The organism is Stakelama pacifica, assembly GCF_004361835.1.
Lineage (GTDB): Bacteria > Pseudomonadota > Alphaproteobacteria > Sphingomonadales > Sphingomonadaceae > Sphingomonas > Sphingomonas pacifica.
This window is the reverse complement of record NZ_SNWD01000011.1, coordinates 40,057-65,133: the sequence shown is the minus strand read 5'-3', so window position 1 is coordinate 65,133 and position 25,077 is coordinate 40,057. Positions and strand designations below refer to the sequence as shown.

The following is a 25,077-nucleotide window of genomic DNA, read 5'->3' as shown; positions in this document are numbered from 1 at the left end:
ACGCCCGCCAAAGGCCAGAGCGGGGGCCGAAAAGGCCGGTGAAAAATGCCAGAGGGCCTGTAAGCCGGGTTCTGTCCATCCCTTGCGGGACTGGGCGACCATTCCTCTAGGGCGACGCTCGCACGCCGCCTCAAGCAACCAACCCGGACGACGGGCCGGAACGCAGCCCTTATGCCGTCCCTATTCGGTCTTGCTCCCGGTGGGGTTTGCCATGCCGCGACCGTTACCGGTCCCGCGGTGCGCTCTTACCGCACCCTTTCACCGTGACCCGGTCGAAACCGGGCCGTCTGCTCTCTGTGGCACTTTCCCTGGGGTCACCCCCGCCGGGCGTTACCCGGCACCGCCGTTTCCGTGGAGCCCGGACTTTCCTCGTGGGAAGTTCCCACGCGGTCGCCCGGCCCTCTGGCAATGGGCGTACCTAATCATCGCCCTGCGGTTTGGGAAGCAGCAAAGCGAGCAAAATCGCGCGGCATTCGGCATCGATGATCCCGTCGATCAGTTCGGGGCGAAAGCGCCGCTGAAACGCCACCACAGCGGCCTGGGCATCGGTAACATCATAGCCGAACCGTTCGAGCGCCAGCATGAAGCCGCCATCGGTCCAGTGCGGATCGGCGAGATTTTTCGTCGGACGCGGCAGAGCAAGCCGCAGCCGGGCGAGCTTGCCCCACGGAAAGAACTCGCCCGGATCCTGTTTGCGGGCGGGCGCAATGTCCGAATGGCCGACAACATTGCCGCGCGTGATCTCGTACCGGTCCTTGATCTGATGCACGAGGCGGATGACTGAGGCCACCTGTTCGTCGGGAAACGGGCGATAGCCGAATTCATGCCCCGGATTGACGATTTCGATACCGATCGAGGCACTGTTGATGTCCGTGATGCCGCGCCAGTGCGACCGGCCCGCGTGCCATGCGCGCTTCGCTTCATCGACCATGCGCAGGATCGTTCCGTCTTCGGCGACCAGATAATGCGCCGAAACCTTGGCTTCGGGATCGGTCAGGCGGGCAATCGCCTCATCCCCCGTACGCATCCCGGTATAATGCAGCACGATCATCGACACGGGCAATGTCCGCTCGTCGAAATTCGGTGATGGCGTTTCGATAAATTGCATTGCGCTCGCTGGCCCGTTCCCCCGCAAATCCCGATTGATACGAACGCGCGGCGAAAGCAAGAGAAGTGGCTATGTTCGACCGGCGTCTTCCGCGGCACGGCAGTAAAAACCGCGAAACCGCTCGCTGGGCACGAGGCCCCGCGCCTGCCCGATCACGGTCTCACCGGCACCGAGGACCAGAAGCCCCTCGTTCGCCAGCACACCGGCAAGCCGGTCGAACAGCCGATGCCTTCGTTCGGGCGCGAAGTAAAAAAGCAGATTCCGGCACAGGATCAGGTCAAATTTTCCCGCCGGGCACGGATCGGACGCCAGATTATGCCTGCGAAACTGCACCTTGCGGATCAGGTCGGGGTGTGCCGTCCATTGCTCGCCGCGTTTCTCGAACCATTCCACCATGCGCCGCACCGGCATGCCGCGCTGAATTTCGAACTGGCTGAACGTCGCGGCGCGCGCGCGGTTCAGCGCCTGCGCGGACACATCGGTGGCGAGAATCTCGGGAAAGGCCGGATCATCGATCCCCATCTTTTCGGCCAGCAGAATGGCGAGCGAATATGGCTCCTGCCCGGTAGAGCAGCCCACCGACCAGATCCGCATGCGTCCGCCCGCCTCCTGCGCACGGATGCGGGCTGCCTCGGCAACCTGATCAAACACTCCTGCATCGCGGAAGAAAGAAGTTTCGTTGTTCAGTATCGCGTCGACCACCGCGTCGATCAGCACACCGTCGGCGGCGGCAACGACATGGCTGACGAATTCGTCGAGCGACGATGCGCCGCTGCCGCGCAGCAGCGGCTTCAGCGCGGTTTCGACGCGCCAGACACGGTTCGGCGCAATCTCCTGACCGGTTCGCGCCTCGACCAGCGCCGCGATGATGGCCAGCCCCTGGTCGGAAAGCCGTCGCTCGTCCGGTCGGGAGGCGGGCCGCACCGTCATGCGCCGCTCACGCTGGCGGAAAGAAAGGCGGCCATCGATACCGGTGTCATGACGGCGGTCGCATTGCCGCTCGTGGCGATGGCGCCGGGCATGCCCCATACCACCGAGCTGGCGCGGTCCTGAACCAGCACCGTTCCGCCCACTTCATACAGGTTGCGCGCGCCGTGCATCCCGTCACGGCCCATTCCGCTAAGCACAATAGCGAGCGCGCGTTCGCCATACACGCGCGTTACCGATTCGAGCATCGGATCGACCGAGGGCAAACAGCCGCTGACCGCCGGTTCCCTGCCGAGCCGGATGGCTCCTCCGTCCCGCACCTTCACGCACAGGAGATGCCCGTCGCCCGGCGCAATGATGATCCGCCCGGGACGAATACGTATATGGTCGATCGCCACATCACACGGACGCCGGGCGATGATTTCCAGCTGTGCGGCGAAGTAGCACATGAACGATGTCGGCAAATGCTGGGTGATCAGGATAGGCGTCTCGAACTCGGGGGGAAGCGCGCCCAGCAACTGCGACAGAGCGTGGATGCCGCCCGTCGAGGCTCCGATCGCCACGACATCAAAATCGGCGCGAGGTACGATCTGCGTTACCGAGCCGGACGGCGCAGGATGGCCGGGCCGTGCGGTCAGCCGAACCAGCCGCTCGTGCAATGCTTCCGAAAAGCGATTGGCGAGATTGCCCGCCGCAGGTTTCACCAGCGTATCGGCGGCGCCCAGCGCAAGCGCGCGGACCGCCGCCGCGCCGCCCTCTTCACAGGCGGTCGAGACAATGAGAATCCGGGCGCCCGCGCCCGCTTCCAAAAGGCTGGGCAACGCGGTCAACCCGTCAATCCCGGGCATTTCGATATCGAGCAGAATGATATCGACGATCGCATGGGCGAGATGGTCAAGCGCCGCAGCGACACTGGATACCGTCGCGGATACCTTAAACCCGTCGAACGATTCGACCATGCGCGTGATGATCGTACGGGCAACGACCGAATCATCCACGATCAGCACCCTAGCGGGTGCCGAAAGGCCGTTCACGGAGGAACCGGTGGCGCTACCCGCGAAATTCACGACTGCAGCCTTCAGTCTATCCCGACGATCTGAAGCTTGCTTTCGAGCGTTTCGCGATCGAACGGCTTCATCACATATTCGTCGGCTCCCGCCTCTATCGCGGCGCGGATATGCGCCATGCCGTTCTCGGTCGTGCAGAAAACGATCTTCGGCCGTTTGGGCAGGTCGGTTGCATGGAGCGCGCGCAGGAAATCCATCCCGCTCATCACCGGCATGTTCCAGTCGAGCAGCACCACGTCCGGCGGCGAGGCAATGCAGCTATCGAGCGCCTGACGGCCATCGCATGCCTCTCTTACCTCGAACCGCAAGGTTTCGAGTATGTGGCGGGCGACCTGGCGGATCACCTTTGAATCGTCGACTACCAGACAGCTCTTCATCCAAATTACCTTGTCATACGCGTATTGGAATGCCCACGTCTCGCACAGGGCCGGTAAGGAGAGCGTTAACAGACGCGCCATTATGGCTCGCTCGGACATGCCGACACGATCCCGGTCGGATCGATGATCAGCAACGGCTCGCCGTCGCGATCGACGAAACCGCGTCCCAGCTCCCGCCATTGCGGATCGAGCACGATACCGTCGGGCAGAGGCGTTGCGATGAACGGCAGCACATCCTCCACATCCTCCACGAGCACCGCATAATAATGGCCCTCAAGCCCGACGATGATCGCCCGCCCCGTCGCCTCCGCGGGTGCCCGGCCCAAAGCGGCGCAGCTGTCGATCACCGTGACAACCCGGCTGCGAATGGCGGAGATGCCGACGACATGGTCGGGGGCAAGCGGAATCGGGGTAACGTCACTAAGGTCGATGACCGATTCGACCTGATCCGAATCGATCGCAACCATCTGACCCGCGATCCGCGCGATGAGGTACAGGCCTTCCATCATCCTGCCTTTGCAACCCGGTCTTTTGCGGCATTCAGCAATGCATTGCGGTCATAGCGGAAGATGCTTCCGCTGGTTTCCGCATTGTCGCGACGGTCGGTGAGATGGATGTGGCGCGCCGGCGGCACGCCTTTCACCGCGTCGCCCTCGCGCACGATCACCATATCGGGCATTTCATCATCCAGTCTGAACGCCGTTCGATAGCCGGCGCTTTCCATGAGCGGTCCGATGAAATTGCGCATCCAGCCGTCCTCGCCACCAGCGATCAGGCACAGGGGCGCGGCATGGCGCGCGGGCACGCTTCCGCGAAACTGATCGAACAGCCAGTTGGGATCGATCATCTCCACCGGCTCGCCCTCGATCATCGCCACGCCAGCTACCGCCCCCGGTTCGCCGGGTGTAACTGCGTCGTGAACATAGACGATGTCGAACGCCTCACGGACCGCATAAGCCATTTCGCCGAGCCCGCAGTTGAGCCGCAGCAGCGCGATCTGCCCTTTGTCAGGCACATCGCCGGTCACCACCAGCGTTATCAGCGTGCCGTCCCGGTCGATGCGCAATCGCCCGCCCGACATGGAAACCGCCTCTGCCCTCGCCTTTTCGATCCGATCGACCACATCGAGCGGAATGCTGCGTTGTTGCCCGTCAAGATCGAGGAACAGCAGCAGTGGCATGCCGGGGTCCTCCGACTCCTCTTCCTCGCCTGCATCGAAAGCATTGTGAAGGCCGAAGCGCACGTCGGCCCGGGCAGCCACTCCCGCCGTGTCGAGCACGAGCATCGGCTGACCATTGTCAGGCAAGGTCTGCCCACCATACACGCCACTCGCCACCACCTGCGGCGCAGCGGGTTTGATCACCAGCTCCTCGGTATCGAACACCGTATCGACCGCCATCGCATAGCTGCCCGTACCGACACCGACGATGACAAGCATCCCGGTCGCGGTCGCCGCACGCTCTGCAATGCCAAGCAGTTCGCCGAGATGCACCAAAGGATATTTCCGGCCGCGAACGGTTGCCACATCGCCAGTGCCGAAGCGATCCACGCGGATATTTCGCCCGGCGGCATTGACGATCTCTTCGACCGACTGACGCGGAATCGCGAAGCGGTGGCTGCCCGCTCCCACCGTCACCGCAGAGATGATCGAGAGCGTCAGCGGCAGATGCAGGACGATATGCAGCCCCCGGCCCGGCGAATTTTGCAGATCGATCCTGCCGCCGATCTGGTCCACGCTCGATCGCACCACGTCCATTCCAACGCCGCGTCCCGACACGTCCGACGCTGTGTCCTTCGTGGTGAGGCCGGGTTCGAAGATCAGCGCGAGCTTCGCCCGTTCAGACAATGCGTGGAGTTGCGCCTCGCTGCGATCACCGGTGGCCGCCAGCCTGGCGATGACTCCCGCGACATCGATACCGCGCCCGTCGTCCATGATCTCGATCACGATCTGGTTGCCGGTCTGCCGTGCGGCGATGGTCAGGCGACCCGCAGCCGGTTTGCCCACGCCAAGCCGTTCATCGGGCGTTTCGATCCCATGGTCGATCGCGTTGCGGATGATGTGGACCAGCGGATCGCGCATCGCCTCGATCATCTCGCGGTCCAGTTCGACATCGGCGCCTTCGATCTGAAGCGTCACCATTTTGTCCAGCTTCGTCGCAGTGTCGCGCACGACCCTCGGCAACGCGGAGAAAAGCGCATCCAGCTTTTGCATCCGGGTGCGGGTCACCGCATCGCGCATATCCGCGACGGTGGCGGACAGGCGTTCGAGCGCTCCCTCCACCACCGGCCCGCAATCGATCTCGCGCAACTGGCGGGCAAGCTCGTTACGGGCGAGCACCATGTCGGACATGCCGCTCATCATCCGATCGAGCAGATCGACGCTCAGCCGGACGCTGCGCGCGCTGTGCCTGGCGATCGATGCGACGGCATCCGGTGCTTCGGCCGCGCCTTCCTCCAGCGCCGCGATAAGCAGATCCTCACCCGAATGATCGAGCGCATGACCACCGTCGATCGCCTCGACGATCTCCCCGATCCGGTCGACGATCCCCAGCACTGCATTGACCAGACGGGAATCGGGGATACGCGTGCCGTCGCGGACCTGCGCCAGCGCATCCTCCGCCGCATGGCTCAGCCGTTCGAGACGCGGAAGGTCGAGAAAACCGCAGCTGCCCTTGACCGTATGCACAAACCGAAAAATGGCATCGAGACGCGCGCGATCGCCCGGGGATGCCTCCCACGCGACAATTTCGCCGGAAAGCGCCTCCAGTGTCTCGCGCGTTTCGGCGACAAATTCCTGCAGCAGATCGTCCATGATTCCCCGCAACTGAGCCGCGCGATCATGCCCTGATAGGGTTAAGAGCTGGTTTACCCCGCGCGAAAAGATACGCCGAAGACGAGGATATCCGCCTCTGGCGGCGAAACCTGCAAAGTGCCGCCGCTTTGTTCGACCAATGCATGCGTCAGAAATGCCGCCGCCGCGCGCGGCGTCACCGGCAGGTCGCCCGACTGACCGAGCAGCGCTGCGCGCAATTCGCCGTCGAGCACGATTCGCGGCCCGTCGGCACGCACGCCGATCTCGATCATGTCGTCCACCGTTTCCGCAGCGATATCGAGCTGTCCGCCACGCACCAGCGCATCGCCGCCGATCAGCGCAAGATTGAGCAGAACCTTGATCGCCTGTTTGGGAAGCACCTGCGCGCTCACCATCCAGCCGAGATTCAATCGCGCATTATCGCCGAACAGGCCCAGGATCGCGGCATGCGCCTCCCGCGAATCGACGGTTTCGCCGAACCCGCCTGCCGCGCCGAAAGCGAGGCGGAAGAATTTCAGCTTGTTGGCGGAAGCCCGCGCGCTTTCGCCAAGCAGTTCAAGGCATCGCGCACGCATTTCCGGATCATGCTCATCGGCCAGCAGTTCCAGCCCGTTGTTCAGCGCGCCGACCGGGCTCAACAGATCGTGGCACAGCCGCGAACATAACAGGCTTGCAAAATCAGTCGCGGAAATATTCAAGCTCGACGCTCCAGCATTCTGCCCTTTCCGACCGCAGGACTGCGGCCACGGACGTGGCAACCCGCTTACCAGCGATCAAATCGAAAGCAACCGGATCGAAGCGGCCGTGCATAGACCCGTGCGGCACCGCACGCCACAGTCGTGCTTCCCGATCCGTGACGATCAGCCATAATTTCCCGTCGGGCTGCGCCATCGCCGCATCGGTCGACGAGGGATAGGGCCGCCCGTCCGGATGCGAATGATAATAACCGAGAATCCGCAGCGCACCGGCGCGGCGTGCCAGACGATGGCAGCGAAGCAGGACGGCAGGATCGATTTCGAACCGGTGTGATGGGGCGGCAGCGACATTGTCAGCGGCTATTGCGGTGCGAACCTCGCCTTCCCGACCGCGCAGAACGCCGCAGATTTCGGCGTGCGGCGATGCAGCGGCGGCGCGCATCAGGCCCAACAGCAGCGCTCTTGAAATCCGGACATTCATCCCCATCTCCTTAGCCGAATGGATCGGGGGGTTTCCACAATCGAAGCAAGGATAGCGGACGACGCCCATGGCTGGCGTCTTGACCGCGCGCTTGCGCAAGCGCTGCCCAGCCTGTCGCGCGAACGGCTGAAAGCGCTGATCGCCAAAGGCAATGTACTGGATCCGCGCGGCGTTCCCGTCCGCAACGCGTCGCAGAAGACATCGGCAGGCGATGTTTTCTGCGTGGCGATCCCGGCACCCGAACCGGCGCATAATATTGCCGAAGCGATTCCGCTGCGCATCGTGTACGAAGACGAACATCTGATCGTCATCGACAAACCGGTCGGCATGGTCGTGCATCCGGCGGCAGGCAATCCCGACGGCACGCTCGTCAATGCATTGCTGCACCACTGTGCCGGGCAATTGTCCGGCATCGGCGGCGTCGCTCGTCCAGGCATCGTGCACCGAATCGACAAGGACACCTCGGGTCTGATCGTCGCTGCGAAACATGACCGTGCGCATGAGGGGCTGGCGCGCCAGTTCAAGGCGCATAGCATCGACCGGCGCTATCTGGCGATCGTTGCGGGTCTGCCCACTCAGGGCGAGGGAACGATCGAGGCGGCGCTCGGACGATCGCCGGCAAATCGCAAGAAGGTCGCGATCGTTTCGGGGGGCAAACATGCGGTCACCCATTATCGGCTGGTCGAACCGCTGAAAGAGGCTGCGCTGGTCGAATGCCGGCTGGAAACCGGGCGCACGCATCAGGTGCGTGTGCATATGGCGTCGATCGGGCATCCGCTGCTCGGCGACCAGACCTATGGCCGTCCGCGCCCCGCGCATCGGCCCATTCTGGAAACGCTGGATTTCCGGCGCCAGGCCTTGCACGCTGCCCGTTTGGGGTTCATTCATCCTATAAATGGCAGTGCTTTATCGTTTGATAGTCAAATGCCCCGTGACATGCGGGAACTGTTGGCCAAACTTCACGTATAGAAATTGGTGACGCGCTGACCGTGTATGACAGCGCCATCGGACGGATAAGGAGACGAAGATCATGGCAAGCGGCAGCAACGTCCCGGCGACGATCCCCGCGCTTGGGGGAGAGGCGAGCCTCAACCGCTATCTTGCCGAGATCAAGAAATTCCCGATTCTCACGCCCGAGCAGGAATATATGCTCGCCAAGCGGTTTCAGGAGCATCAGGACCCCGAAGCAGCGGCGCAGCTGGTGACCAGCCATCTCCGCCTCGTCGCGAAGATCGCCATGGGCTATCGCGGCTATGGGCTGCCGGTCAGCGAGCTGATTTCGGAGGGCAATATCGGCCTGATGCAGGGCGTGAAGAAATTCGAGCCCGATCGCGGTTTCCGCCTCGCCACCTATGCGATGTGGTGGATTCGCGCCTCGATTCAGGAATTCATCCTGCGCTCGTGGAGCCTCGTCAAAATGGGCACCACGGCGGCGCAGAAAAAGCTGTTCTTCAATCTTCGCCGGATGAAGGCGAAGCTCGACGCGTTCGAGGACGGCGATCTGAAGCCCGAGGACGTCGAAAAGATCGCGACCGATCTTGGCGTTACTGCGGAAGAAGTCACCAGCATGAACCGTCGCATGGCGATGGGCGGCGATACCTCGCTCAACGTACCGATGCGCGAAGATGGTGAGGCGCAGTGGCAGGACTGGCTGCAGGACGACGAACCGCTTCAGGACGAGCGCGTTGCCGACGTGCAGGAAGCCGAGGTGCGCCACGATATGCTGGTCGAGGCGATGGACGATCTCAACGATCGCGAAAAGCATATCCTGACCGAACGGCGGCTCACCGACGATCCCAAGACGCTTGAGGAACTGAGCCAGGTCTATGGTGTCAGCCGTGAGCGGGTTCGCCAGATCGAGGTGCGTGCATTCGAAAAGTTGCAAAAGGCGATGATGCGGCTTGCCGGTGAGAAGCGGTTGCTTGCTGCGGGATGATGGTGCATCGCCTCTGCAAAGCGGGGGCGATTGCCGGCGGGGATAGCGACATCGGGTAGCGCCATCCCCGGTTGCCGGACATTCTCCGCAAATCGGCAAGTGTCAATCTGCGGAACATCATGGCGACCAAAGCGAAAAAGGCCGGCAAGGCAAAGCGGGGTAGACGGGGACCAGTGCGCTGGATGGCCGTTACGCTGTTCAAGCTCGCGCTGGCATTCGTGCTGTTGTCGGTGATCTGGGTCGGGATCTATCGCTTCGTACCGCCGCCGATCACTTTTACGATGATAAGCGACATGCTTTCCGGGCATGGCGCAACGCGCGACTGGATGAGCATCGACCGGATCGATCGCAATATGGTGCGTGCGGTGATCGCCGGTGAAGATTCGCGGTTTTGCGAGCATTCGGGTTTCGATTATGAAGCGATCCGCAAAGCGTTCGAGCGCAATGAGCGCGGCGGGCATGTCATCCGCGGCGGATCGACGATCAGCCAGCAGACTGCGAAGAACGCCTTTTTGTGGCAGGATGGCGGCTATTTCCGCAAGGGGCTTGAGGCCTGGTTCACCTTTCTGATCGAGCATCTGTGGGGCAAGCGGCGGATCATGGAAGTCTATCTGAACATCGCCGAGACAGGGATCGGCACCTATGGCGTGAATGCAGGTGCCGAACGCTATTTCCATCACGGCGCAGACCGGCTGACTGCGCAGGAAGCGGCGCAGATCGCCGCTGTGCTGCCGCTCCCCAAAAAGCGCGCCGGGATCGCGCCGACAGGTTTTACCCGCCGCTATGGCAATACGATCCGCAAGCGGATCAATGTCGTACGCAATAGCGGATATGATAGCTGCGTTTATAAATGAGGTGAAATCCGACCCTATGGGTCGTCCTCATCCAGCAATCATTCCTTCGAACCCTGATCGATTGCGTCGCCAGCTTTGTCGGCGGTGTCGGAAACGCTTTTCGCTGCGCCGGTGATCGCCTGTGTCTGGAGATCGTCATTCTTGCTCTGGTTGAGCAGAAAATAAGCGCCGACAATCACCAGAATCAGGACGGCTATTCCGATCAGCAAACCGCCGCCGCCGCTGCGCCGTTCCTCGATCACCGTAGTATGGGTGTGGCCCGGCGTTTCGGTAGTGCGTTCTTCGACCATCGGTCATCCTCCTCAACATGATGGGGAGCATAACCTTTTTCAGGTTCCGCTTGTTCCGCGATCAGAACGGCATTTTGAAGCCGGGGGGAAGCTGCATCCCACTGGTGAGCTTGGACATTTCCTCGTTGCTTGCCTGATCCGCCTTCGCCCGTGCATCGTTGAACGCAGCGACGATCAGATCCTCCACCACCTGCTTTTCGGCGGGCTGAAGCAGCGATTCGTCCACATCGACCGCGACGATCCGGCCCTTGGCGGTGGCTTTTACCGTGACGAGCCCGCCGCCCGATTTCCCCTCAACCTCAATATTATCGAGATTGGCCTGCGCCTTTTGAAGTTCGTTCTGAACATTCTGCGCCATATTCATGATTTCTTCGAGATTCTGCATCGCATTCATCCATTCTGTCTGCGGGTCCAGCGCTCCAGTTCGGCGCCGGGAAATGCTTCCATCGCTGCCGCGACCATCGGTTCGGCGAGCACCGCCGCGCGATCCGCCTCCGCATTGGCGCGGCGCTGTTCGCGCAAGGTCGGCTCACCCGGCGCGTCGCTCGCCGTGATCTTCCATATAACGCCCGTTATTTCGCGCAGGTCCGCGGCAAGGTCACGCAAAAAATCGCTCGGCAAAGGACGCGCCGCGCTGATTTCCATCTTCGGCGGGTCGAAGCGGATCGGGCTGACCAGATTCCGCACCTGCGCTTCCATCGCATGTTTGTTGTTCGCCTCCAGCAGCGCGGCCAGCGCTTCGAGGCTGTCGGGCAGTTTGGGCGGTTCAGGCTCCGGAGCAGGTTCGGGCGCGATCTGCGCATTCGGCGCCGGCGCGGAGGGCGCCGATGGCGCCTCTGCCGGAGCGGGCGGTGCCCCCTCCCCGCGCATCAGGCGGCGGGCGAGATCGCCGGGATCGGGCAGCGACGCGGCGTGAACGACCCGCAGCAGCGCCATTTCGCATGCCTCGATCGGCATGGCTGCGCGGGCAACCTCTTCATGTCCTTTCAGCAGCATCTGCCATAGCCGGTGCAGCACCGGGTTCGACAGCGACCCGGCCCATTCGGCCAGCATCGCACGCGTTTCGACCGACTGCGCCGGATCATCAGGCGTGCCGACCTTGACCAGCGTGACGCTGTGCACCGTTTCGAGCAGCGCCTGCATCACCGATTGCGGATCGACGCCGAGATCATATTGCCGCCGGATCGCGGCGATGACGCCTGCCGCATCGCCCGCCAGGAGCAGGCCGAACAGGTCGCGCACCGCGCCGCGATCAGACAGGCCAAGCATCTGGCGCACCGAGTCGGCGCGAACGCCCCCGCCCTCCATATCGGCGTGGGCAATCGCCTGATCGAGAATCGAAAGCCCGTCGCGTGCCGATCCTTCCGCAGCGCGGGCAATCAGCGCGAGCGCTTCGGGTTCGGCCTCTGCCCCTTCCTGCTGCGTCACGAACGCGAAATGCGCGGCGAGCTTGTCCGCCGGGATTCGGCGCAGGTCGAATCGCTGGCAGCGCGACAGGACCGTCACCGGCACCTTGTTCACTTCGGTGGTGGCGAACAGGAATTTCACATGTTCGGGCGGCTCTTCCAGCGTCTTCAACAGCGCGTTGAAGGCGTTTTTGGAGAGCATATGCACTTCGTCGATGATGTAGATTTTGAAGCGCGCCGACACCGCCGCATAGCGCGAGGCATCGATAATCTCTCGCACATCGTCAACGCCGGTATGGCTCGCCGCGTCCATTTCGATCACATCGATATGCCGCCCCTCGGCAATGGCGCGGCAGGGTTCGCACACGCCGCAGGGCGAGATGGTCGGGCCGCCATTTCCATCCGGACCGATGCAATTGAGCGCTTTCGCGATCAGCCGCGCGGTCGAGGTCTTACCCACGCCGCGAACGCCGGTGAGCAGGAATGCGTGCGCCAGCCGGTCGCGTTTGATTGCGTTGGCCAGCGTGGTGACCATCGCATCCTGCCCGATCAGCTCGGAAAAGGTCTGCGGCCGGTATTTGCGCGCGAGCACGCGATAGGCCTCAGCCTTTTGCGGCTGGGGCGGTTCGTCGAGTCCGAGGGAAGATTCGTTCATCGCAGCTTGTCTAGCCCAACCGGGCGGGCGTGTCGAAACTTGTCAAAGTTCACACTACGCCCCCCCTCGCTCCCCCACCCGATCCACGAAACCGATTCCGATTTCCGAAGGGTGCGTGCATCGTGCATCGTGAATGATCCTGTTTTGTTCCGATTCAGCTATGCCATAAGCGGGGCGTGTAGGAAAGCCCCGGACGGTCTGGCGGGTGAATTTCCGGGGTGGTTCGCTATCGAGGGGATTGGGGGTCTGGGTTGGGGGCGGTGGCAGACGGTAGCGGCCCCGGCCTGCGCCGGGGCGACGATTTTGGCAAATCGCGGTGCGTATACGTCGCTGACACTATGCGTCGCCCCGGCGCAGGCCGGGGCCGCTGGCGTGTGGCGCTATGGTTGCGCGGAGCGGTGGCGGTTGGTGCGGCTTGATGCATGGCTGCGGGCGGGGTGGCGCTCTGGATTGCCGCGCCCCTTCGGGGCTCGCAATGACGATGCTGCGACGGGTCGCGATCCATGAAATCTGGAGAGAGGTGGGAGCCGGAACGACCCGATGCGAAATCGTTGCGGCTGCTTCCTTCCGGACCTGACCGGGTTGGCGACGGCACCGTCCGCCCGACTCCCGGTCGGGCATATGGTGGAATCATCGCGGCAACGCAACCCCCGCCGCGCGCATCAGAAAAAGGTGGTGAGATAGTAGAACAGCGCGCCCACCGCTGCGGAAGCGGGAATTGTCACGATCCATGCGACGACGACATTCTGCGCCACGCCCCAGCGGACCGCCGATGCACGCCGCGCGGTCCCTGCCCCGATAATCGAGCCGGTGATGGTGTGGGTGGTCGAAACCGGAATGCCCAGCCAGGAAGCGCCGAACAGCACCACCGATCCGGCGGCGGAGGCGCTGAACCCCTGATGCTGCGACAATTTGGTGATTCGCGATCCCATCGTCTCGATAATCCGCCAGCCGCCGGTCATCGTGCCCAATGCGATCGCGGTATAACAGGCGATGGCGACCCAGTGCGGCACTTCGAACGGGCCGGTCAGATAGCCGGTCGAATAGAGCAGCACCGTGATGATGCCCATCGTCTTTTGCGCATCGTTCAGGCCATGGCTGAGCGAATACGCGGCCGAGGAAATGAGGTGCATCACGCGCAACCCCTTTTCCGCGCCGCGCGCGGTTGCCCGGTGCAGCGCCCAGCTCGACAGCAGCATGACGAGCATGGCGAGGAACATGCCGATCATCGGCGACAGCACGATCGCGATCAGCGTTTTGTTCAGCCCCGACCATTCGATGCCGGAAAGCCCGGCATGGGCAACGCCCGATCCGATCAGCCCGCCGATCAGCGCATGGCTTGACGAGGACGGAATCCCTTTCAGCCAGGTGACGACATTCCAGAACATCGCACCGATCAGCGCGCCGAAAATGACCGCCGGGGTTACCAGATCCTTGTCGATCAGCCCCTTGCCGATCGTTTCCGCAACCGCATGCAGGCTGGGAAAGGCGATGGTCAGAAAATAGGCGGCGAAGTTGAACACGGCCGCGAAGCCGACCGCCATGACCGGCGAGAGCAGCCGCGTGGCGACCACCGTCGCGATCGAATTGGCCGCATCGTGCAGGCCGTTCAGATAATCGAACGCCAGCGCGACAAGAATGAGCGCGACGAGCAGCGGAAAAGCGAGTTCATGCACAAGCGGTTCGCCGGATCAGACGTGGTCGATGACGATGCCGTCGATCTCGTCGGCGACATCCTCAAACGCATCGACGATCCGTTCGAGATGTTTGTAGATTTCACGCTCCACGACAAAGCGCAGCGTATCGGTCTGGCCATGCTGTTTCAGCGCTTCTCTCAGACCTTCGGTATGGATATCGTCGGCATGGCCCTCCATCCGGATGAGCCGCTCGGTCAGTTCGTGCAGCCGCCGCCCGTTGCGCGCGACATCGCGCAGCAGCGGCATGGCATCGGCGGTCAGCCGCGCCGCATCGACGACGATTGCTGCCATATCGCGCATCTGCGGCGTGAATTCGGTGAACTGATAGAGGTCGATGGCCTGTGCCGCGGCCTGCATCTCATCGACCGTATCGTCGAGCGCGCCGATCAGGCTGGTGATCGCGCCCCGGTCGAACGGGGTGAGGAAGGTGCGGCGAACCGTCTGCAATACTTCGCGGGTGATTTCGTCGGCATCATGTTCACGCTCGACAATCTCGCGAATATGCTCATCGGCCCCCTGCCCTTCGCCGAACAGGCGAGCGGTGGCATCGGCGGCAGCCAGAACCGTGGCGGCATGCGCCTCGAACATGCCGAAGAAATTGCCCGTCCGGGGCAACAGGCGCTGAAACCACGCGAACATCGATTTTATCCCTGATTTTGGTGACGTGCCGCCCGTCGGCGCAGTGCGCGCGGCGGCATTTTTGAATTCGGACGCGGCGAAGGAGCGAATCAATTCCCCCAGATCGGGTTCGTCGACTGCATCCGCCGCTTCGGCGAGTGAAAACCAGCGGCGGTCGCGCTGATGCTGTTCTTTCCATGCCGAAAGTTCGTCGGTGACGGCCAGCGGAAATACCTCGACATCGGCCATCAGCGACGCGCCGCTGCGCCGCAGCTTGCGGTAGCGATAGCTGCCGAGCGGCACCGGGCATATCGCGCCGATCACGCCCGCCTCTTCCTTCGCCTCGGTCGCGGCGGCGACATGCGGCGCAACGCCGGGGCCGATATTCCCCTTCGGCATCACCCAGCGCCCTGTCCCGCGCGAGGTGATGAGCATCACCTGCACCGGTGCATCGGGGGATTCGGATCGGTACGGAAGGGCAGCTATCTGACGAATGAGAGAAGGTCCGCGTTCATATTTGTGCCAGCGCTTTAGGCGCGAGGGGCGCGACGTGCAACGGTCGCAGCACGCGCCGGACAGCTAAGGTTCATAGAGCAGCATTACGCATGATAGTTTCAAACGAGACGATCAAGGAGCGCCCTTCCCGCATGACCGCCGCCGAGATGACGCCCGAACTCGACATCGAAACCCACACTGACCGCGCGTTTTTCGGCCATCCCAAAGGGCTGGCCTATCTTGCCTTTACCGAGGCGTGGGAGCGGTTTTCCTATTACGGGATGCAGACGCTGCTCGTGCTGTACATGGTGCACCACCTGTTGCAGCCCGCCAATATCGGCAATGTCGCAGCGTTCGGGGCGTTTCATTCGCTGCCCATGTATCGCGGGCTTTCGGGCGAGGCGCTGGCGTCGGCGATTTTCGGCACCTATGCCGCACTCGTCTATCTGACGCCGATCGCGGGCGGGTTCATCGCCGACCGATGGCTGGGCAAACGCCGCGCGGTGCTGTTCGGCGCGATAACGATGGCGGCGGGCCATTTCCTGATGGCGTTCGAAGCGAGCTTTCTGTTCGCATTGCTTGCGCTGGTCATCGGATCGGGGCTGATGAAGGGCAATATCGCGAGCCAGGTCGGCGCGCTGTACGGCGAAACCGACCGGCGGCGCGCCGATGCGTTTCAGATCTTCTATCTCGGCATCAATGCGGGCGTGATCCTGTCGCCGATCATCGTCGGCACGCTGGGTCAGGATGTCGGCTGGCATTGGGGATTCGGCGCGGCGGGCGTGGGCATGCTGATCTCGCTCGGCATCTATATTGCCGGGCAGAAATATCTGCCGCGCGAACATTTCACCCCTAAAGTGCGTGGTGCCGATGCCGCGCCCAAGGAGAGACTGACGCGCAGCGACATCCCTGCGCTGATCGCGGTTTTGTTGCTGATCCCGGTGCTGGCGATCGCGCTGATCCCCAACATGCAGATCTTCAACATCTATCTGATCTGGGGCGACCAGCATTTTGCGCTGAGCCAGTTCAACGTGCCGGCGCTCGATTTCCGGTTCCTGTCCTCGTACCTGATCACCATCGATTCGATCGTGTCGGTGTCGTTCCTGTTTCTCGTGACGCTGTTTTACCGCTGGTATGGAAAGCATTGGAAACAGCCTGATGAGCTGACCAAGATGATCATCGGCGCGGGCTTTTCGGTTGGGGGCATGGTCTGCCTGTTCATGGCCGCCGCAACCACGCCAGCTGGCCATAAGATCAGCATGTTCTGGCCCATGATGTTCGAACTGATGAACTCGATCGGTTTCGCCCATGTGCTGCCGGTCAGCCTCGCCCTGTTCGCGCGCCTGGCGCCCAAGGCGCTGAACGCGACCGTGATCGGTTTCTATTATCTGTCCTTCTTCGCCGCCAATTCGCTGATCGGCTGGCTGGGCGGGTTTTACGTGACGATGCCGACGACAACGTTCTGGCTGATCCACGCCGCCTGCGCCGGTTTTGCGGGCGCGGTGTTCATCGCGTTCAAGCTGCTGCTCGCCAAACGGTTGATGAGCGACGAACCAGCCGAAGCGCCGGCCTGACCGCGCGCGTCACACCTCTGCGGGCTGAGTCGTCCAGCCGAGATGCGGCAGCGTGATCGAGCGCTTTCCGGCGAGGTCGACGCGGGTGACGATCAGGTCGCGCTCTTCGATATAGCCGATCAGGCGGCGCACCCGGCCGAGCGAGCTGGTGCCATAGGTTTCGGCGATTGCCGAGTCGCTGGGGCACGGTTCGCCTTCCTTTGCGGCACGAGCGATGAGCAGGAACGTGCCGAGCATGTCATCGGGCAGCGTGTCGGCAAGCGCCATGGCCGGTGCCCATTCCTCACCCGGCGCATCGAAAATCCCGGCGCGTGCGCAGGACAGCCGCCGCGTAAAGCCGGCGATATCAAGCGGCGGGGGAGACAATCCGGCCATGCGGCAACGGACCTGAAAATCCTGAAACAGCACCGGCGGCGCGCGGAACGCCGAGTCGGCGTCGGCGACGATCGCACGCATCACATCGGCGATGATCGTCTCGACCTCATCGGGCGATTTGTCGGGCAGCGCAGATGCCGAGGACTGCTGCGTCGCGGGGCTGGCCGCGAGCTGCTCCATCAGCGTTTCGGGTGCCTGACGCCGTACCGGTGGCGGCGGCGGGGGTGGCGGAGCATCGGCCAGTTCGGCGAAGAGCAGATCCTTCATATCCTCCGCCGGTGCGCTGGGCAGCGGAGTCAGCTTGGGGCTGCCGCTGCGCGCGCTGGTTTCGACATCGCCGATCTTCACCGCGATCGGGCGGCGGCACAGTGCGGGCCCGAGCGCAAGGAAATGGCCGCGTTGCAGGTCGCGGATCTGCTCCGCCTGCCGCCGCTCCATGCCGAGCAGATCGGCAGCGCGCGCCATGTCGATGTCGAGAAAGGTGCGCCCCATCAGGAAGTTCGACGCTTCCGCCGCGACATTCTTGGCGAGTTTGGCGAGACGCTGGGTGGCGATCACCCCGGCCAGCCCGCGCTTGCGCCCCCGGCACATCAGGTTCGTCATCGCGCCCAGCGAGGCGCGGCGGACATCTTCGGGCACTTCGCCGCCGCCGGTGGGGGCGAAAAGCTGCGCCTCATCGACCACGACCAGCGCGGGATACCAATGTTCGCGCGGGGCATCGAACAGCGCGGCAAGGAACCATGCGGCGCAGCGCATCTGCCCGTCCGCCTCCAGCCCTTCGAGGTTGAGCACCACCGAGGCGCGATGTTCGCGGATGCGCGCGGCAAAGGTCACGATCTCGCGCTCCGAATGGTCGAGCGCGTCGATGACGACGTGGCCGTATGCGTCGGAAAGCGTGACGAAATCCCCTTCGGGATCGATAATCACCTGCTGCACATGACCGGCGCTCTTTTCGAGCATCCGGCGCAGCAGATGCGACTTTCCCGAGCCCGAATTGCCCTGCACCAGCAAGCGCGTGGCGAGCAATTCCTCAAGGTCGATGGGCACGGTCTTCCCCGCGCCGTCGGTGCCAAGATCGACGAGAACGGTCATATGACCGCGCTATGGCGGAAAGGAGCGGTCGGGGGCAAGGGCGCGGTCGGGGTTATCCACAGGGTTTTGGGTGGGGGCGGCGGTATTCCCGCGCAGGCGGGAGTGCGGCGCGACAGACGCAAGGGGGGTTTTGTGGGGCTCTGGATTCCCGCTTTCGCGGGAATACGATGGGCCTTTTTCGATCAGGTGGCGAGATACGGCAGTTGCCTACGCCTATGTGCCCGGCCGTATTCCTGCGCAGGGGGGAATACGGGGCGGCAGACGCGAGGTGCAGTTGGTGCGGCTCTGGATTCCCGATTCCGCAGGGATACGGCAGGCCTTTCTCGATCGGGTGGTGAGATACCGCAATTGCCTGCACCTATGTGCCCGGCCGTATTCCCGCGCAGGCGGGAATCCAGGGCGGCAGACGCCGGGTGCAGTTGATGCGGCTCTGGATTCCCGCTTCCGCGGGAATACGAGGAGTCAGGGATTTCCGTGTTCGCGGGAATATGGGCGTTGCCTCACGGGGCGAAGAGCGCGCCGACCAGCTCGCCGATCTTGGCATGGACCGCATCGGCGGCGTCGGGCTGTCCGTCGGGTGCCCAGAGATAGCTGGCGATGACGATCGGGCGTCGCCCCTCGCCCGGCCATGCGACGGCGACGTCGTTATACCAGCCGTCTCCGCTCGTACCGGTCTTGTCCCCTGCCTTCCAGTTGACCGGAAGTCCGGCGCGAATCCGCTTCAGCCCGGTTTCGCTGTCGATCATCCACTGGGCGAGCGTGCGGCGATGCGCTTCGGTAAGCAGCTGGCTGAACAACAGATCGTTGACCAGCCCCGCCATCGCCCAGGGGGTGGTCGAATCGGCATCCTGGCCGGGGCGAACGCGATTGATGAGCGGTTCGGGATGGTCGATGCTGGTCACCGTATCGCCCGCCTCGCGCAGATAGCGGGTGAGGCCGCGCGGCCCGCCGACCTGCGGCAGCAACAGATTGGCGGCGCTATTGTCGCTGACGGTCACCGCAGCGCGGGCCAGTTCGCCGATCGTCATGCTGCCTTTGGCGAGATTCGCCTTCACCGCCGGGGCATAGTCGAGCAGGTCAGCAGCGCTGATGCTGACCGGCGTGTCGAGGCTGAGCGTGCCCTTCTCCGCCCCCGCCATCACTGCAGCGGCTAGCGGCAGCTTGAAGGTCGAGCACAGCCCTACGCGCTGATCGGCATTCCAGGTCAGCCGGTGGCCGGTGCCGGTATCGAGCACGGCGAGATACAGCTTACCGTTTACCGCATTTTCAAGCTTGTCGAAGATCGATCCGCCCTGCGCTGCCTGAAACGCGGTTGCACCGCGTGTCGTCGCGACAAGGCCAAGCGCGGTCGCACCGGCGAGCATCGATCGGCGGGTAAAATCCATGTTTTATCGTCCCTGCATATTATGCGCCTGCGCCGGGATGCGCACGGTAAGCCCGTCCAGCGCGTCGGTCAGCGTGATCTGGCACGCAAGCCGGCTCGTCCGCCGGACATCGGCGGCAAGGTCGAGCATATCCTCTTCCTCATCGCTGGCGGGCGGCAATTTTTCGAAATCCTGATCCGACACGATCACATGGCAGGTCGAACATGCCATCTGCCCTTCGCACGTGCCCTCAAGCGGCTGTCCCGCCGCCTGCCCGGCGCGGAGCAGGTTGTCGCCCGGCTCGGCGGTCACTTCGCGCACCGATTGGCCATCGGCATCAATGAAGCGCACCGCGATCATGCCGACACCCGCTGGCTTGTTGCTGCTTCGTCGATCCGTTTCATCGCGGCGGTGAGTTCCTCTGTCTGGGTGTAGCGGCCAAAGCCGATCCGAATGCTGCTGCGTGCTTCGCGATCGGTAAGGCCGATCCCGCGAAGTACATGGCTCGACCGGCCCGATCCGCTGGCACAGGCCGATCCGGCGGAAAATGCAATGTCGCGAAGCTCGCTCATCAGCCGGTTTACGTCCACCCCCTCACGCCGGATATTGAGGTTGCCGCGATAGCGCGCCTCGACTGAACCGTTGATGACCCAGTCGCTGCCGAGCGCATCGATCGCCGCGTCGAACAGTGCGGCGACGTGCGCGGCATCCGCCTCACGCCGCTCAGCCGCAAGCGCCGCCGCAGCACCGAAACCGGCGCATAAAGCGGGCGAGAGCGTGCCCGACCGGCCCGCCGCTTCCTGTCCGCCGCCATGGAGCAGCGGGTCGAGGGTGACACCGTTACGAATCCACAGCGCACCGATCCCCTTCGGCCCGTGAATCTTGTGCGCGGAAATCGCGATCAGGTCGCACTCCGCCGGGATAGCGACCCGGCCATAGCCCTGTACGGCATCGCACAGCATCAGCGCGCCCGCTTCGTGCGCCAGCGCGGCAAGGTCAGCGACAGGCTGAATCACGCCGATCTCATTATTCACGAGCATCGCCGCGACCAGTGCGGTGCCCGGCCGGATCGCCTCGCGCGCCGCCGCCATATCGACCAGCCCGTCGCCGCCGACCGGCAGCACCACGACCTCGCGCGCCGTCGCCTCCAGTGCACGCACCGTATCGAGCACGGCGGCATGTTCGGTCGCGATCGTCACGATCCGCCCCTCGCCGCACCCTTTCAGCGCCCAGTTGAGCGCTTCGGTAGCGCCGGAGGTGAACGACAGGGTGCCGCCAGCGGGCAGCGGCACAGCGACCTGTTCGCGTGCGACTTCGACTGCTGCGCGCGCCGCGCGGCCTGCTTTGTGGCTGCTATGCGGATTGGCATGCTGCGATTCGAGCCATGGCAGCATCGCGGCCAGCGCTTCCGGCGCCAGCGGAGTCGTTGCCTGATAATCGAGATAGGTCATGCCGCGCGGCTCCGCGCATCCCTTGCGATATCAGCCCAGCAGCGGGCGAAGGAAGCGATCTGATCGGGCGTGGTCGTCCAGCCCACACTCACCCGGATCGCGCATTCGGCAAGCGGCGCGGGGGTGCGGATCGCACCCAGCACATGGCTGGTCTTCAGCGTACCCGACGAACAGGCGCTTCCCGCCGACACCGCGAAGCCCGCCATGTCGAATCGGATCAGTTGCGCAGCCGACTTCACCCCCGGCATCGCCCAGGTCGCGACCGCCGCCGATCCGCCGGGCGCAATCTGCACGCCGCCCGCATCGGTCAGCTTCATCTGAAGATCGAGCAGCGCCGGACGCAGCGCGGCGAGCCATTGTGCGGTGCCGTCGGCGTCCACGGCGCGCGCCTCCAGCGCCGCCGCCATGCCGAGCGCGCCGGGCAGATTCTCGGTCCCCCCGCGATAGCCGAATTCCTGCCCGCCGCCGGGGTTGAGCATGGCGAATTCGCGCACCAGCAGTGCGCCGATTCCCGGCGGGCCACCGAATTTATGCGCCGAAATCGCGATCATATCGGCATCGGGCAGCGCATATTTTCCCGCCGATTGCGAACAATCGCAAAACAGCAGCCCGCCCGCGTCGCGCACCTCTCCGGCGATATCGCCAATTCCCTGTATCGTGCCGGTTTCCGAATTTACGTGCTGGATCGCGACCAGCGGGTTTTCGGCTTTGGCGAGCAGCGCCGCGAGCAGATCGCGATCGACCGCTCCGCCCGGCAATACCGGGACGCGCGGGGCATCGCCCGAAAGCCGCAGCACCGAATCATGTTCGATCGCGCTGACCAGCAGCGGGCGCTCCCGACGGCCGAGTGCAAGCGCGATCGATTCGCTCGCGCCGCTGGTGAAGATCAGCTCGCCCGACCAGCCGAGCGCCGCCTTGATCCGTGCCCGCGCATCCTCCAGCGCGGCGCGCGCCGCCCGCCCCTCAGCGTGCGGAGAGGACGGGTTCGCCCAGCGGCGCAGCCCCTCCGAAACCGCGCTCAGTGCCTCGGGCCGGACCGGCGTGGTCGCCGCATGGTCGAGATAGATTCGATCAGCCATGACGGCCGGGTGTCAGGATGATTGCGCGAAAGGTCACGCCGCCTATATAGCCTCCACATTTCGGCGTGCCACCATGCGCACCCCTCCAATTGCGGAAGACCAATGCCCGAAGTCATTTTTCCCGGACCCGAAGGTCGCCTCGAAGGCCGGTTCGCCCCGGCACCCAAGCCGCGCGCACCCGTCGCGCTGATCCTGCACCCGCACCCTTCGTCGGGCGGAACGATGAACAATCGTATCGTGCAGGAGCTGTACAAGACGTTTCAGCGGCGCGGTTTCGCCACGCTGCGTTTCAATTTCCGCGGCGTCGGGCGCAGCCAGGGCACGTTCGACAACGGTATCGGCGAATTGTCGGATGCGGCAAGCGCGCTCGACTGGGTGCAGAGCTTCCATCCCGAAGCGCAGCAGACCTGGGTCGCGGCGCCCAGCTTCGGCGCGTGGATCGGCATGCAGCTATTGATGCGCCGCCCCGAAATTCGCGGCTTCATTTCGATCGCGCCGCCCGCGAACCTTTATGATTTCAGCTTCCTCGCCCCCTGCCCGGCATCGGGCATCATCATCAATGGCGAGGCGGATGAAGTGGTGACGCCCAGCGGGGTGCAGCGCCTTGTCGACAAGCTGCGCACGCAAAAGCATATCACCATTCATCACGACACGATTCCGGGCGCCAACCATTTCTTCGAACATGAAATGGACCCGCTGATGGCGAGCGTGAACAATTATCTCGACATGCGGCTCGACCCGAACTGCCCGATCAAGTGAGGCAATGCGCGCCGGAGATCAGCCCCCGGCGCGTTTCAGATCGGCCGAGGCGATGTGCCAGCGGCGTTGCTCGGCGGTCGATCCGGGAACGTCGTTGACCCGGCGCAGCGTGTAGCTGCCGGTAAAATGCTGGCGGGTGCCGTCCTTCAGGCGCGAATCGACCTCCACCGGCACGGCGATATAGATCGACCCGGCCGCTCCTTCGGGATCGCCCATTTCTCCGATCGCGACTTTGGTCGAGGCCGTTTGGGCGAAGCCCTTTTTGAAGCCGGACAGGCTCTGGTTGCTCGCCTTTCCGTCATCGCCCCATAAAGCATAAGCATCGCGGAAATCGCCGCGATCGATCGCGGCGTAATAGCGGCGCACGACATCGCCCGCCGCAGCGGCGCTGGTCGGATCGCCATCGGGGTTCGACATTGCCATGTTGCGTTCGGGTTCGTTCGCGCGGTTCCCTGCGCCCGGCACGGGATCACCGGCGAGTCCGCCCTCTTCGCGCGCAGCCGCGCCGACGACCGCTGCATCCGCATTGCCGACCGCTGCATTCGCGTCGTTCTGCGCCACTGGCTGCTGCGAACAGGCGGCGATGAGCACGATCGGAGCAAGGGCGAAAGATGCGGAGATGTAGCGCTTCATGGCTTCCTCATGGCTGGTTCGGAATGCCAAGAACCCGCAAGGCCGCTGCAAGGGTCCGTCAGAGCGTCCAGATCAGCACATTGGCGAACAGCACTGCCGCGCAGATCAGCATCAGCATCCCCTTTTGCCGGGTATCCGCCCCCCGCCGGATCAGCATGATCCCGCCGATGACGAGCAGGAACATCGCGACCATCGCGATTCCCGGCGCTGCTCCGGCGATGCTCCGAAACAAGGGGCTGACCGGCTCAGCCATCGGCCGCCACATAGAGGTTCATCGCCTCAGACCTTTGCTTCCTACTATTCGGCACTGATCGCCGCCGCATAATCGGCAATATCGACATTGCCGCCCGACAACACGACCAGCATTCCGGGTGCGGGCGTCACCTTGCGCGCGAGCAGCGCGGCGAGCGCCACCGCGCCGCCCGGTTCGACCACGAGTCGCAGTTTCGCTGCCGCCCAGCGCTGCGCCGCCCGCACTTCGGCCTCGCTCACCGCCACGCCCTTCGCATCGCGCCGGGCAAGCACTTCGAAGGTACGTTCGCTGACCAGCGGGGTTTGCAACGCGTCGCAGGCAGTCGGCGGGGGATTGTCGCCCACCGGCTCGATCCACCCGGCCTCAAGGCTGCGGCGCATATCGTCCCAGCCTTCGGGTTCGACCACCGTCACCTTCGCATCGGGAATCGCCAGCGCCATGCCCGAGGCAAGCCCGCCGCCGCCGCACGGGATCACCATATGCGATACATCGGGCAGCCGCGCCTCGACCATCTGGCTCATCGCTTCGATCGCGGTGCTGCCCTGTCCTTCGATAATCCAGGGGTCGTCGAAACTCGGCACGAGCACCGCGCCGCGCGAATGGGCGAGATGCGCCGCGATCTTTTCGCGACTCTCGGTGGCGCGGTCATAGATGACGACCTCCGCGCCCAGCGCCAGTGTGCCTTCGCGCTTCACGCGCGGGGCATCGGCAGGCATCACGATGACCGCCGGCATACCGAGTCGCTTCGCCGCCCATGCGACACCCTGCGCATGGTTGCCGGAAGAAAAGGCGACGACACCCGATTCGCGCTGCGCCGAATCGATCGCGGTTAGCCGGTGCCAGGCCCCGCGCAGCTTGAACGCGCCGACGGGTTGCAGACATTCGGCCTTGAACGTTATGGGAACCCCGCCCACGTCATGAACGTAAATTGGGGATGGCGGCAGGATCGCCGCCACTTTCGCCGCGGCATCGCGAACGCCCGCCCGGGTTGGTTGTCGCAGAATTGTCACAAATACCCTCGTTTCGTCCGAAGTTGCGCCGAAACGCTTTACATAGCAACAGCTCGCCCCTATGTGGGC

26 protein-coding genes and 2 other RNA genes are annotated in these 25,077 nt (G+C 63.8%); 5 read left to right on the top strand and 23 right to left on the bottom strand.

From position 1 onward, the window contains the following. Positions 1–44 precede the first annotated feature (44 nt). From rnpB to EV664_RS14330, 9 genes are all read right to left on the bottom strand, one after another. Positions 45–406, bottom strand: an RNA gene (rnpB, locus tag EV664_RS14370) — RNase P RNA component class A. A gap of 12 nt (positions 407–418) precedes the next feature. Continuing rightward, a complete protein-coding gene (locus tag EV664_RS14365) occupies positions 419–1,108 on the bottom strand; it encodes an N-acetylmuramoyl-L-alanine amidase (RefSeq protein ID WP_133496416.1) in 690 nt (229 codons plus the stop codon). 69 nt (positions 1,109–1,177) lie between these two features. Continuing rightward, entirely contained in the window at positions 1,178–2,038 is an 861-nt protein-coding gene (locus tag EV664_RS14360) for a CheR family methyltransferase (RefSeq protein ID WP_229668285.1), read from the bottom strand. Beyond that, on the bottom strand, positions 2,035–3,102 hold the full coding sequence (locus tag EV664_RS14355; RefSeq protein WP_229668284.1) for a chemotaxis protein CheB: 1,068 nt from the start codon (positions 3,100–3,102) through the stop codon (positions 2,035–2,037). The genes EV664_RS14360 and EV664_RS14355 overlap by 4 nt, the downstream gene beginning before the upstream one ends. A gap of 11 nt (positions 3,103–3,113) precedes the next feature. Beyond that, positions 3,114–3,479, bottom strand: coding sequence for a response regulator (locus EV664_RS14350; protein WP_133496415.1), 366 nt, complete (start codon positions 3,477–3,479; stop codon positions 3,114–3,116). 80 nt (positions 3,480–3,559) lie between these two features. Further along, positions 3,560–3,988, bottom strand: coding sequence for a chemotaxis protein CheW (locus tag EV664_RS14345; protein WP_229668283.1), 429 nt, complete (start codon positions 3,986–3,988; stop codon positions 3,560–3,562). Continuing rightward, positions 3,985–6,291 carry a chemotaxis protein CheA gene (locus EV664_RS14340; RefSeq protein ID WP_133496414.1) on the bottom strand — a complete coding sequence of 769 codons (2,307 nt, stop codon included), beginning with the start codon at positions 6,289–6,291 and terminating at the stop codon, positions 3,985–3,987. The genes EV664_RS14345 and EV664_RS14340 overlap by 4 nt, the downstream gene beginning before the upstream one ends. Before the next feature lie 53 nt (positions 6,292–6,344). Continuing rightward, a complete protein-coding gene (locus EV664_RS14335) occupies positions 6,345–6,989 on the bottom strand; it encodes a histidine phosphotransferase family protein (protein ID WP_133496413.1) in 645 nt (214 codons plus the stop codon). Beyond that, entirely contained in the window at positions 6,970–7,467 is a 498-nt protein-coding gene (locus tag EV664_RS14330; protein WP_162848867.1) for a M67 family metallopeptidase, read from the bottom strand. Before EV664_RS14330 ends, EV664_RS14335 begins: the two co-directional genes overlap by 20 nt. Positions 7,468–7,485: 18 nt before the next feature. Between EV664_RS14330 and EV664_RS14325 the strand changes: the two genes are divergently transcribed. The 3 genes from EV664_RS14325 (at position 7,486) to mtgA (ending at position 10,257) form a co-directional block, all read left to right on the top strand. After that, positions 7,486–8,436 carry an RluA family pseudouridine synthase gene (locus EV664_RS14325; protein WP_133496412.1) on the top strand — a complete coding sequence of 317 codons (951 nt, stop codon included), beginning with the start codon at positions 7,486–7,488 and terminating at the stop codon, positions 8,434–8,436. Between the two features lie 61 nt (positions 8,437–8,497). After that, entirely contained in the window at positions 8,498–9,403 is a 906-nt protein-coding gene (gene rpoH, locus EV664_RS14320; RefSeq protein WP_133496411.1) for an RNA polymerase sigma factor RpoH, read from the top strand. 119 nt (positions 9,404–9,522) lie between these two features. After that, entirely contained in the window at positions 9,523–10,257 is a 735-nt protein-coding gene (gene mtgA / locus EV664_RS14315) for a monofunctional biosynthetic peptidoglycan transglycosylase (RefSeq protein ID WP_133496410.1), read from the top strand. 38 nt (positions 10,258–10,295) lie between these two features. On the opposite strand, the gene EV664_RS14310 is transcribed toward mtgA, so the two are convergent. From EV664_RS14310 to EV664_RS14285, 6 genes are all read right to left on the bottom strand, one after another. After that, complete coding sequence (locus EV664_RS14310; protein ID WP_133496409.1) at positions 10,296–10,547, bottom strand: hypothetical protein; 252 nt, start codon at positions 10,545–10,547, stop codon at positions 10,296–10,298. A 61-nt stretch (positions 10,548–10,608) separates the two neighbouring features. Continuing rightward, positions 10,609–10,932 (bottom strand): YbaB/EbfC family nucleoid-associated protein, encoded by a 324-nt coding sequence (locus tag EV664_RS14305; protein ID WP_133496408.1) that lies wholly within the window; start codon positions 10,930–10,932, stop codon positions 10,609–10,611. Between the two features lie 5 nt (positions 10,933–10,937). After that, positions 10,938–12,608 (bottom strand): DNA polymerase III subunit gamma/tau, encoded by a 1,671-nt coding sequence (locus EV664_RS14300; protein ID WP_133496407.1) that lies wholly within the window; start codon positions 12,606–12,608, stop codon positions 10,938–10,940. 516 nt (positions 12,609–13,124) lie between these two features. Then, an RNA gene (gene ffs, locus EV664_RS14295) (signal recognition particle sRNA small type) lies at positions 13,125–13,222 on the bottom strand. A gap of 48 nt (positions 13,223–13,270) precedes the next feature. Next, positions 13,271–14,284, bottom strand: coding sequence for an inorganic phosphate transporter (locus EV664_RS14290; protein WP_133496406.1), 1,014 nt, complete (start codon positions 14,282–14,284; stop codon positions 13,271–13,273). Between the two features lie 15 nt (positions 14,285–14,299). After that, positions 14,300–15,358: a DUF47 family protein gene (locus EV664_RS14285; RefSeq protein ID WP_188656445.1), complete on the bottom strand. Its 1,059-nt coding sequence runs from the start codon at positions 15,356–15,358 to the stop codon at positions 14,300–14,302. 170 nt (positions 15,359–15,528) lie between these two features. Between EV664_RS14285 and EV664_RS14280 the strand changes: the two genes are divergently transcribed. Then, complete coding sequence (locus EV664_RS14280; RefSeq protein ID WP_308423535.1) at positions 15,529–16,992, top strand: peptide MFS transporter; 1,464 nt, start codon at positions 15,529–15,531, stop codon at positions 16,990–16,992. Between the two features lie 9 nt (positions 16,993–17,001). Here the strand turns inward: EV664_RS14280 and EV664_RS14275 are convergent, their stop codons facing one another. The 5 genes from EV664_RS14275 to EV664_RS14255 all read right to left on the bottom strand — a co-directional run bounded on the left by EV664_RS14275 (position 17,002) and on the right by EV664_RS14255 (position 22,353). Further along, the gene (locus EV664_RS14275; RefSeq protein ID WP_133496405.1) at positions 17,002–18,459 is read right to left on the bottom strand and encodes an ATP-binding protein; all 1,458 of its coding nucleotides are present in this window, start codon (positions 18,457–18,459) and stop codon (positions 17,002–17,004) included. Positions 18,460–18,959: 500 nt separating this feature from the next. Continuing rightward, complete coding sequence (gene bla / locus EV664_RS14270; protein ID WP_133496404.1) at positions 18,960–19,844, bottom strand: class A beta-lactamase; 885 nt, start codon at positions 19,842–19,844, stop codon at positions 18,960–18,962. A 3-nt stretch (positions 19,845–19,847) separates the two neighbouring features. Beyond that, positions 19,848–20,183, bottom strand: a complete 336-nt coding sequence (locus EV664_RS14265; RefSeq protein WP_133496403.1) for a 2Fe-2S iron-sulfur cluster-binding protein — start codon at positions 20,181–20,183, stop codon at positions 19,848–19,850. Beyond that, positions 20,180–21,274, bottom strand: coding sequence for a cysteine desulfurase family protein (locus tag EV664_RS14260; protein ID WP_133496402.1), 1,095 nt, complete (start codon positions 21,272–21,274; stop codon positions 20,180–20,182). The genes EV664_RS14265 and EV664_RS14260 overlap by 4 nt, the downstream gene beginning before the upstream one ends. Next, positions 21,271–22,353 (bottom strand): cysteine desulfurase family protein, encoded by a 1,083-nt coding sequence (locus EV664_RS14255; protein WP_133496401.1) that lies wholly within the window; start codon positions 22,351–22,353, stop codon positions 21,271–21,273. Before EV664_RS14255 ends, EV664_RS14260 begins: the two co-directional genes overlap by 4 nt. Positions 22,354–22,455: 102 nt before the next feature. Between EV664_RS14255 and EV664_RS14250 the strand changes: the two genes are divergently transcribed. Continuing rightward, positions 22,456–23,112, top strand: coding sequence for an alpha/beta hydrolase (locus tag EV664_RS14250; RefSeq protein WP_133496400.1), 657 nt, complete (start codon positions 22,456–22,458; stop codon positions 23,110–23,112). An 18-nt stretch (positions 23,113–23,130) separates the two neighbouring features. On the opposite strand, the gene EV664_RS14245 is transcribed toward EV664_RS14250, so the two are convergent. From EV664_RS14245 to EV664_RS14235, 3 genes are read right to left on the bottom strand one after another with little or no spacing between them, the layout of a single operon-like run. Continuing rightward, a complete protein-coding gene (locus EV664_RS14245) occupies positions 23,131–23,745 on the bottom strand; it encodes a hypothetical protein (RefSeq protein ID WP_211338516.1) in 615 nt (204 codons plus the stop codon). Between the two features lie 58 nt (positions 23,746–23,803). Further along, a complete protein-coding gene (locus EV664_RS14240) occupies positions 23,804–23,998 on the bottom strand; it encodes a hypothetical protein (protein ID WP_162848865.1) in 195 nt (64 codons plus the stop codon). Between the two features lie 44 nt (positions 23,999–24,042). Then, positions 24,043–25,008, bottom strand: coding sequence for a threonine ammonia-lyase (locus EV664_RS14235; protein ID WP_133496398.1), 966 nt, complete (start codon positions 25,006–25,008; stop codon positions 24,043–24,045). Positions 25,009–25,077: the final 69 nt, after the last annotated feature.